The sequence below is a fragment of the Aminivibrio pyruvatiphilus genome, assembly GCF_004366815.1.
GTDB classification, from domain to species: Bacteria; Synergistota; Synergistia; order Synergistales; family Aminobacteriaceae; genus Aminivibrio; species Aminivibrio pyruvatiphilus.
The window spans coordinates 27,909-39,737 of the sequence record NZ_SORI01000008.1; the positions used below are offsets into that span (position 1 = coordinate 27,909).

Annotated in this window: 9 protein-coding genes and 9 tRNA genes; 3 read left to right on the forward strand and 15 right to left on the reverse strand. The window is 57.6% G+C overall.

The features are described 5' to 3' along the window. Window positions 1-43: 43 nt before the first annotated feature. On the reverse strand, window positions 44-1,165 hold the full coding sequence (locus tag C8D99_RS07415; RefSeq protein WP_133957510.1) for a DVU_1551 family NTP transferase: 1,122 nt from the start codon (window positions 1,163-1,165) through the stop codon (window positions 44-46). Window positions 1,166-1,174: 9 nt separating this feature from the next. Then, window positions 1,175-1,663, reverse strand: a complete 489-nt coding sequence (locus tag C8D99_RS07420) for a transglycosylase SLT domain-containing protein (RefSeq protein WP_166670074.1) — start codon at window positions 1,661-1,663, stop codon at window positions 1,175-1,177. Window positions 1,664-1,930: 267 nt separating this feature from the next. Here C8D99_RS07420 and C8D99_RS07425 point away from each other — a divergent pair, with 267 nt between their 5' ends. Next, window positions 1,931-2,494 (forward strand): nitroreductase family protein, encoded by a 564-nt coding sequence (locus C8D99_RS07425; protein ID WP_243833860.1) that lies wholly within the window; start codon window positions 1,931-1,933, stop codon window positions 2,492-2,494. Here C8D99_RS07425 and C8D99_RS07430 read toward each other — a convergent pair. Further along, a tRNA-Leu gene (locus C8D99_RS07430) sits at window positions 2,495-2,578 on the reverse strand. Window positions 2,579-2,651: 73 nt separating this feature from the next. Between C8D99_RS07430 and cls the strand changes: the two genes are divergently transcribed. After that, window positions 2,652-4,298, forward strand: coding sequence for a cardiolipin synthase (gene cls, locus C8D99_RS07435; RefSeq protein WP_133957513.1), 1,647 nt, complete (start codon window positions 2,652-2,654; stop codon window positions 4,296-4,298). 74 nt (window positions 4,299-4,372) lie between these two features. On the opposite strand, the gene C8D99_RS07440 is transcribed toward cls, so the two are convergent. The 7 genes from C8D99_RS07440 to C8D99_RS07470 all read right to left on the reverse strand — a co-directional run bounded on the left by C8D99_RS07440 (window position 4,373) and on the right by C8D99_RS07470 (window position 5,017). Continuing rightward, window positions 4,373-4,448, reverse strand: a tRNA-Lys gene (locus tag C8D99_RS07440). Between the two features lie 26 nt (window positions 4,449-4,474). After that, window positions 4,475-4,550, reverse strand: a tRNA-Arg gene (locus C8D99_RS07445). A gap of 11 nt (window positions 4,551-4,561) precedes the next feature. After that, a tRNA-His gene (locus C8D99_RS07450) sits at window positions 4,562-4,638 on the reverse strand. Window positions 4,639-4,649: 11 nt separating this feature from the next. Further along, window positions 4,650-4,726, reverse strand: a tRNA-Arg gene (locus tag C8D99_RS07455). 8 nt (window positions 4,727-4,734) lie between these two features. Then, window positions 4,735-4,811, reverse strand: a tRNA-Gly gene (locus tag C8D99_RS07460). A 12-nt stretch (window positions 4,812-4,823) separates the two neighbouring features. Continuing rightward, a tRNA-Pro gene (locus C8D99_RS07465) sits at window positions 4,824-4,901 on the reverse strand. Window positions 4,902-4,942: 41 nt separating this feature from the next. After that, window positions 4,943-5,017 (reverse strand) — tRNA-Ala (locus C8D99_RS07470). A gap of 109 nt (window positions 5,018-5,126) precedes the next feature. Between C8D99_RS07470 and C8D99_RS07475 the strand changes: the two genes are divergently transcribed. Then, a complete protein-coding gene (locus tag C8D99_RS07475; RefSeq protein WP_133957514.1) occupies window positions 5,127-6,815 on the forward strand; it encodes an Rqc2 family fibronectin-binding protein in 1,689 nt (562 codons plus the stop codon). On the opposite strand, the gene C8D99_RS07480 is transcribed toward C8D99_RS07475, so the two are convergent. The 5 genes from C8D99_RS07480 to C8D99_RS07500 form a co-directional block, all read right to left on the reverse strand. Next, a complete protein-coding gene (locus tag C8D99_RS07480; protein ID WP_133957605.1) occupies window positions 6,748-7,665 on the reverse strand; it encodes an RluA family pseudouridine synthase in 918 nt (305 codons plus the stop codon). The genes C8D99_RS07475 and C8D99_RS07480 overlap by 68 nt on opposite strands. 109 nt (window positions 7,666-7,774) lie before the next feature. Further along, window positions 7,775-10,558 (reverse strand): isoleucine--tRNA ligase, encoded by a 2,784-nt coding sequence (gene ileS / locus C8D99_RS07485; RefSeq protein ID WP_133957515.1) that lies wholly within the window; start codon window positions 10,556-10,558, stop codon window positions 7,775-7,777. Between the two features lie 170 nt (window positions 10,559-10,728). Beyond that, on the reverse strand, window positions 10,729-11,232 hold the full coding sequence (locus C8D99_RS07490) for a DUF1850 domain-containing protein (protein ID WP_133957516.1): 504 nt from the start codon (window positions 11,230-11,232) through the stop codon (window positions 10,729-10,731). A gap of 43 nt (window positions 11,233-11,275) precedes the next feature. Then, window positions 11,276-11,351 (reverse strand) — tRNA-Arg (locus C8D99_RS07495). 117 nt (window positions 11,352-11,468) lie between these two features. Then, entirely contained in the window at window positions 11,469-11,828 is a 360-nt protein-coding gene (locus C8D99_RS07500) for a DUF488 domain-containing protein (RefSeq protein WP_133957517.1), read from the reverse strand. Between the last annotated feature and the right edge of the window lies 1 nt (window position 11,829).

An 11,829-nucleotide genomic window follows, 5' to 3' on the forward strand; every position in this document is an offset into this window, starting at 1 on the left:
CGGCCTGCAGGCAGGCCCTTTGCCGTCCTTAACTTTACCTTATTCAATGTGAGCCGTCCAGAGTGTGATTCCCTTCTCCCAGAATGCTCCCGATGCTTTCCCCTGCCTCTTTTTCGACCCAGCGGGCAATCCGTCTCGCCCGGGCGAACCGTTTCGCTATGTTTGACCGTGCATTCGGGTCGTTCCCGAATTTCTCAAGAGCATGCCTTTTTCTTTCGGCAAGCGGCACAAGGGAAGTTCCCCGGACCAGCTTGTCAGCCAGGTAAAGAAGTTTCGCCTCAGGGGCTGCCCGGGGAGGAATATTCATATGGCACGAGGCAATGGCCGCCACGGCAGAAAAACCGCAGACATCGAGGAAAACCTTTCCCGCGGCGTCATGCTCGGGCAGTGCCCTGCAGATGTCGTGCAGAAGGCAGGCGCTCTCGAGCAGTTCCCTGTCCGCTCCCCTGCGCAGCGCCCGGGCCAGACGCAGAGCAACCGAAGCAACCTTCACCGAGTGAGCCAGAACCTCTTCCGGAGTACCGGCTATGGAGAAAAGGGCCTGCCGTTCAGCGGGAGAAGGAATATGGATGCTCTCCGCCCTCCGGCACATCCTTTCGAAATCCTCCGGCTCGTCCATGTCGAGCAGCACTCCCTCGTCGGCAACGGCAAGGTCAACGGCGCTTTTTTCCCTCATTTCAAGGAAACGTTTCAGCCCTCCCTCGCCTGAATAATTCAGGATGTGGGGAATGAACGAAGCCCCGATAAGGGGGGGATGGCCCCGCTCCCCCCGAAAAAGAGGGTAGGTAATTCCCCTGAAGGACGCATACCTTGCAAGGAGCCGCACCGTGGCCGGACGGACGGTGGGGATGTCGGCGGGGAGAAGAAAGAAGGCCCTGGAGGAAGACGAAAGGGATGCAGCTCCCGTCTGCACGGAAGAAAGCATCCCCTCGGAAAACCTCGGATTGAAAACGGGACGGGCTCCCGCCCGGGCTGCACAGATAGCCGTTTCCTCCCGGCGGAATCCCGTCACCACCACAATGTCGCCGATACCTGCCTCCGCTGCGGAGCGGACCGCCCACTCCAGGGCAGCCCGTCCGTCCAGTGCGGCAAGAGGTTTGAAGAAGCCCATCCTGCTGGAATAGCCTGCGGCAAGGATGACGGCGGAAAGTTCGGAGGGCTTCATGGGAACTGCTTACGTTGTCGGCTGGAGCCGCCTGAATATCTGTGAGATGGCAAGATAATGACTGTGGATGGAGTTTCTGTAGGAAGCGAGGGATCTCCCCCTGTACCTGTCCAGCCCCTTGTCCACGTCTCCCTTGCATTTCCTGATGTTTGCGGCGAGTATGTGGGCTCCTATGCGGACATTGTTGGAGGGGATGATGAGATCGGCTTTTGAACGGATCGGAAAGGTCTTGATGATCCATGGCCTGTTGGCGTTCCAGTTGATCTGCATGAGACCGTAATTCCCCTTGCTGACCGCCTTTTCCTTTATGGTGGATTCCTTGACCATGACGGAGGCCACGAGGAAGGGATCAAGATTATACTGGGCGGAATAATCCTCTATGAGCCGTGCATAATGGGAGATGTTCTTCGGGGAAACCTTGGGGTTTTTCCTCATGAAGTAGGTCTCGATGGCTTTCAGTCTGTTGCGCTGGTCCTTTTTCGAGCGAAAGCGCTGCATTGTATTAAATTCCTGGCTTGTTGAAAAGGGGGCGGAGAAAGCGTGCCTCACATCGACCGAGAAAAAAAGAAGAGCGGACAGCACAAAAATACAAGGTGCAAAACGTATCCTCATAATGGTGCTCCTTTCTGCAGACAGTTGCTCCTGCCGAAGAGGGTAGAAAAATTTAGCTCATTATAGCAATTCTTCGATTTTTGGGCTATTGTTATCGGTGCCCCCATGGGGCTCACACCACAAAGGGAGGCGAACCGCCCAATGAACCCGGTAATGGAAACCATCAGAAACAGAAGAAGCGTCAGGAGGTTCCGGCCGGACCAGCTTCGCCGGGAAGACCTCGACCTCATTCTCGAGGCTGCGATCTGGGCTCCCAGCGGCCACAACGCCCAGCCCTGGCATTTCCTCGTCATCCAGGACAAGCAAAAAATCGACGAGATGAGCGAAAAGACCATCAGCCTCATGTCCCGCTCCCCCATCGATTGGGTCAGCAAGCTGGCAGGCAGAGAGGGATACCATCTTTTCCACAGGGCCCCCACGGTGATCGTCGTCTCGGGGAAAAAACCGGGAAACGACCTTCTTTTTCCCCAGGCCGACTGTTCCGCGGCCATACAAAACATGCTCCTCGCCGCGGAATCCCTGAATATCGGGAGCTGCTGGATAGGGCTCACCGGATTTCTCTTCGCGATCCCCGAAGAAACCGAAGCCCTCGGGATTCCGGAAGACTGCCAGCCTCTCTATTCCGTCTGTTTCGGCTACAAGGACGACGCCTTCGTTCCGCCGGCTCCCCCCAGGAAAGAAGGAAAGATCTCCTTCTACCAGGCCCGGAAGCCATAATGGTGCGAGAGGGGGGACTCGAACCCCCACGCCCTGAGGCATCAGATCCTAAGTCTGACGTGTCTGCCGTTCCACCACTCTCGCGCCGGTGTTCCATGCCGTGGCATGATAACATTATTGACCGTTTTTGGGAAGGCGTTTCCTCCCTCTCCCGGAAATGGAAAGGCCCGGCGCCTTTTCCCGGTGCCGCCGAACGAAAGACAGGTGCTCCGCTCTGAAAAGATCAAAAGGAACGGGATTTCTGCTGCTGTTTCTCTTCGGCTTCGCTACTGCATTTTTCCTCTTTTCCAGGTGGGATGAGCTGACGGCGGCCGGAAGGGTCCTCTTCGGCGAAGGCGGATCCCTGGGCGGTGCCTTCCGTCATTTCCCGGGCAGCCTTCCCGACTTGATCCGTGAGTATTCCTCCGCCTTTCTGTGGGCCTACGGGCTGTTTATCGCGGGAATCATTTTCCTTGAAGAGAAAAACCCCGACAGGACCATTGCCTGGCTTCTTGTCCTCATCCTTCTTCCGGTAGTCGGTTTCATCCTCTACCTCTTCTTCGGCCCCGACATCCGGGGACGGGGCTATTTCCGCAGGCTGAAAAGAAAGAAGCGGCGCATCCGGCAGGAAGGAACGCCCCCGTCCGCCGGAAGCAAAGGGGATGTCATGTCAGGAGCCCCGGAACAAAAAACGTCCCTCCTGCTTTCAAAAAGCGCCAGGGCCCTTCTCACCACGGGGAATTCCGTAAAAATGCTCCTCAACGGTGAGGAAACCTTTTCCGCCATAACAGGCGCCCTCTCACAGGCTGGAGAGTACATCCACATGGAGTATTACGCCATCGCCAACGACACCATCGGAAACACCATAAAGGACATTCTCATCAGTAAAGCCCGGGAAGGCGTACGGGTCAACGTCATCTTCGACAGCGTGGGAAGCTGGGACCTCGGGACGAGGTACGTTGTCGCCCTGAAAAATGCGGGAGTCCGGGTCCACTCCTTTCTCCCCGTGTCATTCCCGCGGCTCCGGAGAGAGCTCAACTTCAGAAATCACAGGAAAATCGTGGTGGTGGACGGCGCCGTCGGCTTCATGGGAGGGCTGAACATAGGGGACATGTACATTTCCGGCGATCCCGGGATGGGCTTCTGGAGAGATACCCATATCGAACTGACCGGGCCTGCCGTTTCCTGCCTTGACGATATTTTCCGGGCTGACTGGGCATTCTGCGACAAAAAACCCCTGGCGGAGCACCCCCCCGCCCCCTCGCGCGCACCCGGGGGAACTCCGGTTCAGATTGCCGCGAGCGGCCCTGACAACAACTGGAAATCAATCCTTCAGGGCTACTTCTCCCTCATCACCAACTCCAGAAAATCCATCTGGCTGTGCACTCCCTATTTCGTGCCGGGAGAGCCCCTGATGACTGCACTCATTGTCGCGGCAATGAGCGGGGTCGATGTTCGGGTCATGATACCCCACAAAACCGACCACGCCCTCGTCTACTGGGCCTCCCTCTCGCACGTGGAGGAACTCCTCAAAGCGGGAGTGAAGGTCTACCGCTACGAAAAAGGGTTCATCCACTCGAAAATCCTCATTGCGGACGGTTCCGCCGTGTCGGTGGGGACAGCGAATCTGGACGCCAGGAGCCTCGAGATAAATTTCGAGGTCCAGGCATTCATCTATGACGCCTCGGTGGCCGCTGATTTCATCCGCGCCTACGAAAACGACATGGTGGAAAGCTCCCAGTACCGGCTTCACGAATGGCTCCGGCGGCCCCTCAGACAGAAGGTGCTTGAATCCGCCGGGCGTCTCTGGTCGTCCCAGCTCTGAGAAGAAAATTTAAGAAGGGCCCGGCATACAATCCGGGCCCTTCTCTCTATGAAAAACGTGTCGTTAATCTTTAATGGTGGACTGTGAGGGACTCGAACCCACGACCCGCTGATTAAGAGTCAGCTGCTCTACCAACTGAGCTAACAGTCCATATTGTATTGTGGTGCTTTCTATAGTGGCGCGCCCGGCAGGATTCGAACCCGCGACCAACAGATCCGAAGTCTGTGACTCTATCCACTGAGCTACGGGCGCTCATTCGTAAATGGGGTGAGCGAGGGGACTCGAACCCCCAACATCTGGAGCCACAGTCCAGTGCTCTAACCGATTGAACTACGCTCACCATGCTAACACTGGCGCGCCCGGCAGGATTCGAACCCGCGACCCACGGCTTAGAAGGCCGTTGCTCTGTCCGGCTGAGCTACAGGCGCCTGAGTAGTGGAGCGGGAAACGGGATTCGAACCCGCGACCTACGGCTTGGAAGGCCATCGCTCTAGCCAACTGAGCTATTCCCGCACCTTTGCGTTTTGGTCGGGGCGAAAGGATTCGAACCTTCGACCCCCTGCTCCCAAAGCAGGTGCGCTAACCAGACTGCGCTACGCCCCGATATTGTAACCAACTTTTACCGAAACCGCAACAGCGAAATCTGGTGGAGCTGGGGGGATTCGAACCCCCGGCCTCTTCCGTGCGAAGGAAGCGCGCTCCCTCTGCGCTACAGCCCCGGCAGACCAACGGCGATTATTGTAATGAGCGGAAGCCGACTTGTCAAGCGCATTAAGGTGAGATAATCTAAGACTTTCAAATCGAAACAGTCGGGATAGGTGATGCACCGTGTCCTTCGGACCGGAACTCTTTACAGCCATGATGCGCTCCTTTGAAGAAATGGTCCTCCCGTGCCGGATCGGGAAAATTGAAACAGGGGATACCTGGGCCGCATTCCGGCTATCCTCCGGAAAGGACCGATGGCTTCTCTTCTCGTGGAATCCCGGGAGCTACGGCTGCGGAATTGTGGGAGAAGACGGAATCTCCTCCCTGAAAAAAACGAGGGTCTCCCGGTCATCCTTCGGCGAGGGGCTGAAAAGAAACTTCCAGAACGCCTCGATTCTGTCGGTGCGCCAGCTGAACAGCGACCGTGTCCTCGTTTTCGGCGCGGAACGGCTGGTGGGGGCAGGCTTCCCTGTACGGCTGAGTCTTGTGTTTGAAGGAACGGAGCGAAACAGCAACCTGGTCATCCTGGACGAAACCGGCTCCATTCTCGAACCGGCAAAACATATCCACGGGGACATGAACAGGTACAGGATGATCATTCCCGGGGTCGCCTACACCCCCCCGCCGCCCATGAAGGGGAAACACCTCGGGGAAACGGGAGGACTTGAGGGACCGGAGGATCTGAGGGAACTCAGGGGCATCGGCAAAGGGCTCTCCGGACTCCTGACCCGCTCCTGGGACGGCCGCCCGGTAGGGTACTGGAACGACATGCTGGCACGCCTTCTGAGCGGAAAAGAGCAGGGGCTCATTCTTCAGCGGCACGGTCCTCTCCTCACCGTTTTTCCCGAACCGCTCCCTTTCTGCGAAGTGCTCGCCGGTCCCATTCTTGAGCGATGCGGGGAGGAAGTGCTCTCGTCCTATTTTCTCGGACAGCGGGAACGGATCCTCTCGGGAGTGAAAAAGGCCCTGGAAAAAGAAATCAGGAGCCGGAAGCGGCACAGGGACGGTCTGGAAAACCAGATCCGCCTCTCCGAACGGGGAAGCGAGTTCCTGAAGATGGGCAACCTGCTTCTTGCTGCAGCAGAACAGGTTCCCCCAAGGGCCCGGGAAGTTGAACTCCAGGACTGGGAAACAGGAGAGCCCGTACTGGTCCCCCTGGATGAAAATCTTTCTGCCTCCCGGAACGCCGAGCGGTATTTCAGAAAATACAAGAAGGGGAAGGTCGACAGGGAAGCCGTGAAAAAAGCCATCGGGGGCATCGACGAGGGCATCACCGAACTCCTGGAACAGCTGGAGGCGCTGGAATCCATCGATGATCCGGACCTTCTCTCCGTATCAGCCCGGGACGTGATGGAGTGGCTCGCCCCGAAAAGAACGGCGGGCGGCAGGAAGCAAAAGTCGGCTCCCCCGCCCCACATACGGCTGGAAAACGGGGGCGATCTCATTTATATCGGACTGAACGCCCGGGGAAACCGGCACGTCACCTTCAAGGTCGCCGCTCCGACCGACCTCTGGTTCCACGTCCACGAGATACCGGGAGCCCACGTCATCCTCAGGACGGCGGGAAAAGACCAGGTGCCGGCGGATTCCTCACTGGAAATAGCCGCTTCCCTGGCGGCGTGGTTCAGCAGGGCGAAAAATTCGGGAAAAATCCAGGTGGACTACACGGAAAAGAAAAACGTCCGGTCCATTCCCGGAAGCGCTATCGCCCACGTGACCTATGTTCATCCGAGGACGATCCTGGTCAGTCCGGACAGGTGGAAAGAATTTCCCGAAGCTGCCCGGTCAAGGCAGCTGGAAGACAGGATCTGAAGAAAAGCCGGTTCCCTGTCTTCGGATGAAGAAAAGACAGCTTCCATGAGTGCAGGAAAACCCTGCCCGCGGAAGCTGCCTTTTTTTTGTCGGCCCCGTAGAGCACGTCCCCCACGATGGGGTGCCCCATGGAACTCAGGTGGACCCGGATCTGGTGCGTTCTGCCCGTTGCGATGGAGCACTCCAGAAAGGAATAGCCGTCGCGGACCCACAGTCTTCTGAAATCGGTGATCGCGTGCTTTCCGTCTTCAACCACGGCCATGCGGAGCCTGTTTGAGGGGCTTCGTCCGATGGGGGCCTCGATACGCCCCGAGGCGTTCTTCACCCTGCCGTGCACAAGGGCAAGATACAGTTTCCGGACTTCCCTCAGCCGGAACTGGTTCTGGAGGTTCTCCAGTATTTCCTGCTCCCTGGCGACCACCAGCAATCCTGACGTGGATGCGTCGAGCCGGTGCACTATTCCGGGACGGAGAACGTTGTTGAAGGAACCAAAGCTGCGGAAACGGTGAAGCAGCCCGTGCACAAGAGTTCCGTGCCGGTTTCCCGGTGCGGGATGGACCACCACACCGCTCGGCTTGTCGATCACGATAAGCCAGTCGTCTTCGTAGACGACGCCGAAAGGGACCTCCTCCGGCTCGAGATCGAGAGCTTCCGGAGGAGGCACCGTTACTTCCGCCCGTATCCCGGGAACCATTTTCATTCCGGGCTTGGCCTTTTTTTCGGGAAGAAGGCGGACATTTCCTTCTTCCACGAGCTTTCTCGCGAAAGTCCTTGTAATCCCGAGTCTGGAGGATAGAAAGACATCAAGGCGAACCCCCCGGTCTTCCTCCCCGGCGGCAAGGAATTCCATTTCGGTTCCGGAATTTTCGGGTCCTCCCCCGTCGTCCTCATCATCGAGGGAAGAGAAGCCGGCGGGGGAAGAACGGTCCTGCATCATAAAGAAAGAACGACCGGCAGGCTCAGGCGGAGAGAACCGCCGAACACCTCGGGCAGAGCCCGTTTTCATCGCCTTCCTCGGTATACTGCCAGCACCTGGGGCATTTTTCACCCCCGGCCTTGTCCACTCCGATCCTGAGACCTGTCTCCTCGTCTTCCCGGACCACGGCCATATCGCTGATCGTATCGACCCAGCGGAAGCCCGAGACGATGGAAAAGACCCGAAGATCTTCGTCGGTGAAAAGAGCGGCAGCCTCGGGGGCCCCGTTCCTCTCCACTTCTACCCTGGCGTCCAGCGAATGGCCGATGATGCCGGCGCTTCGCGCCTGCTCGAGGACCCGGCTCACCGCCGCTCGCACGGAGAGAACTTTTCCCCATTTTTCCTCAAGCTGCTTTCCTTCGGTCACCGCAAAGGTTTCCGGCCAGTCGGAGAGGAAAATGCTTTCGGGGAGCTTCGGATCAATCTTCCGCATCTCCTGCCAGACTTCCTCGGCGGTAAAGCTGAGGACCGGGGCCAGCATCCTGATGATCGCCGAAAGGACAAGCCACATGGCTGTCTGGCCGCTTCTCCTTGACAGTGATTCGGCCCCGTCGGCGTACATCCTGTCCTTGCTGGAATCCAGATAGAAGGAGCTGAGTTCGTTCACGCAGAACTGGTGGATGGCGAAGGTCGGCACGTGGAACTCGTAATCGTCGTATGCTTCGTTCGCCCTTTCGATGACGCCGTTGAGCTTCTGCAGGATCCACCGGTCCATCTCCGTCATTTTTTCCACGGAAACGGAGTGACGCTCCGGGTCGAATCCCTTCAGGTTGGCGAGGAGGTACCGGGCCGTATTCCGGATTCTCCGGTAGGATTCGCTCAGATTTTTTATGATCCCCTGGGAGATACGGATGTCATTCCGGTAGTCCGTGGAAGCCACCCACAGCCTCAGGATATCCGCCCCGTATTCGTTGATGACCTCCTGGGGTGCAACCACGTTTCCCAGGGATTTCGACATCTTCTTGCCGTCGCCGTCGACGATGAATCCGTGGGTAAGCACCTGTTCGTAGGGAGGTCTGCCGTACATTCCCACGGAAGTGAGGAGGGACGTCTGGAACCAGCCGCGGTGCTGGTCGCTTCCCTCAAGGTACATGTCGGCGGGCCATTTCAGCTCCGGCCTGACCTTCAGCACGGCGGCGTGGCTCGATCCTGAATCGAACCACACGTCCATGATGTCCTTCTCCTTGGTCAGGTGCTTTCCGCCGCAGTGGGGGCAGAAACACAGATCGCCGAGGAGATCTTCGGGAGTCTTGCTCCACCAGGCGGAGCAGCCTTCTACCTCTACATGTTTCTGTACCGCAAGAATCCGGTCTTCGGTGAGGACGGGCTTTCCGCAGTCGTCACAGTAGAAGGCAGGGATGGGAACGCCCCAGATACGCTGTCTGCTGATGCACCAGTCGGACCGGTCTCGGACCATGTTGTAGATTCTTTCCTTGCCCCATTCCGGAATCCAGCGCACGTTCTCCTCGATGCACCGGAGGGCTTCAGCGCGAAAATCCGACACTGAGACGAACCACTGGTCCGTGGAACGGAAGATGACGGGTTTCTTGCACCGCCAGCAATGAGGGTAGGAGTGGGAAATGGAACCGTGGCCGAGAAGTCTGCCGCTTTCCGTCAGGATTTCCAGAATCCTTTTCGATCCGTCCTTGATCTGGAGGCCGTCCACCAGTCCGGTTCCCTGCTTGAAATATCCCTTGTCGTCCACGGGATTGTAGATCTCGATGCCGTATTTCACTCCGGATTCGTAGTCTTCCACGCCGTGGCCGGGAGCAGTGTGGACACATCCCGTTCCCGTATCGAGAAGAACGTAATCAGCGAGAAGAATGAGGATTTCCCGGTCGGGGTAGAAGGGATGGACCGCTTTCTTTCCTTCGAGCTCCCTGCCCCTGACCGTCAGGATTTCTTCACCGAAGCTGAGTCCGGTTTCTTTTTCCACGCTCTCCCTGAGGGCCTTTGCGAAAAGGTATACCTTTTCTCCGGAGCGGAAAAAGGAGTATTCATGATCCCCGCCGACGGCCACCGCCATGCTCGCGGGCAGCGTCCATGGCGTGGTGGTCCACACGATGACGTTCACGTCCAGGCCCGAGAGGGCGGGGTGAATCTCCCCGGCCCCTGGGAAGGAATAGGCGACGAATATGGACGGAGACGTCTCGTCCCAGTACTCGATTTCCGCCGCAGCGAGGGCCGTCTGGCAGTCGATGCACCAGTAGACGGGTTTCTGTCCCTTGTAGACGAGCCCCTTTTTCACCAGCTCCGCGAAGGCGCCGAGCTGGGCCGCCTCGTACTGCGGATGGAGGGTCATGTAGGGGTTCTCCCAGTCACCGAGGACACCCAGGCGAATGAACTCCTCCCTCTGCACATCCCGGAACTGGAGAGCGTATTCCGTGCACTTCTCCCTGAGGAAAACGGGGTCCACCGTATCTTTGTTGACCTTCAGCGTCTTGAGAACGTGAAGCTCGATGGGAAGGCCGTGGGTATCCCAGCCGGGAACGTAGGGGGCATAATACCCCTTCATGGCCTTGAACTTGGGGATGAAATCCTTCAGTATTTTGTTGAAGGCGGTGCCTATGTGAATATGGCCGTTGGCATACGGGGGGCCGTCATGAAGGACAAAGGAAGGAGCGCCTTCCCTGTTTTTCAGCATTTTTCCGAAGATGTCCCGTTCTTTCCAGAATTCGAGGAAACCGGGTTCTCTTTTCGCAAGATTCGCCCTCATGGGAAAATCAGTTTCCGGAAGGTTCAGCGTGTTTTTGTAATCCGTATTCATGCAGCTACCCCCTTGTGTAATAGGCGAAACCGTCCCCTTGTGCCAAGGGGACGGCATAAAAGTCGAGGCTATTTTAGCATAGCGGGGAAAAAATCCCCACACGAAGCCTTCCCGGGGATAATCCTTTTCCCCGCTGGTTTCGGGAAATCCCGGTCCGGGAGCGGAAAGACTCAGAAAAGGCGGGACAGAAGCCGTCCGGCGATACTCGCCGTCTCCGCCCGGAAGAGCAGCACGCTGTCCGGAAACAGCCTGTAGAGCTCAAATTCCCTGCCGTCCAGAAACAGGGAATTTCTGCCGAGAAAACTGCTTCCCACCCTATACCTGATTGAAGGGAATACCGCTCTGCCGCCCTGCAGCGTCATCCATTCTTTTCCCGGAAGGAAGCGTCCGTTCCGGGGAGCTTCGGCGGGCAGCCCGGCGTTATGGGACCGGATGCGCTCTTCCCATTGACGGATGAGCCCGCCCACCACCCGGTACTCCCCTTCCACGGGGGTCTGCTCCACCGAATGTATGAACCGGAGGACGAAGGGAAATCCCGGGGGGACAGCCCTGGCGAAGACTTCTTCGCCGCTGTCCCGTGAAACTTCCAGAAAATAGGAGGGAGCCGTCAGGATGCAGAGAAGGAACAATAAAAAAAAGACCACGAGAATCCTTTTGAAAAAGGGCTTCTTCATGGACTTTCACTCCGTTTCCTGTTCATGATGAACGGAAAATGTATGGCGAGCCTGGGCCGATTCGAACGGCCGACCTACAGCTTAGGAGGCTGTCGCTCTATCCTCTGAGCTACAGGCCCGCTTTCATGCTGTTCACGAAAAAGAACCTGCCGCATACCCCTTTTCCGTGAACAGGGGACATAGTACCATCCCTCCGGCAAAAATTCAAGCCGCGGGGAAAAAACAGCCCGACCGGGTCAGCGCAGATGTTCCAGCCCGCCGAGGAACTCCATCAGCACGTTCGCATGGTTGTAGACAGGATCCTTCGCCCCGTACACGAGGGTGACCGTTCCCTGCAGTGCGTGTTCCAGGAGAATTTTCACAGGATTTGCATTCCCCGCAAGTTCTTCCAGGTACATGCTCCTGAAGGTTTCCCACTTCGCCGGGTCGTGGCAGAAGTCCTTTCTGAGTTCCGGGCTCGGGGCAATCTCCTTCAGCCAGAGGTCGATCCGGGCGGCATCTTTCGAAATACCCCGTGGCCAGAGCCTGTCCACAAGGATCCTGGTGCCGTCTTCCGGAGCGCTGGGCTCATACACCCGCTTCAGGACAAAATTCACA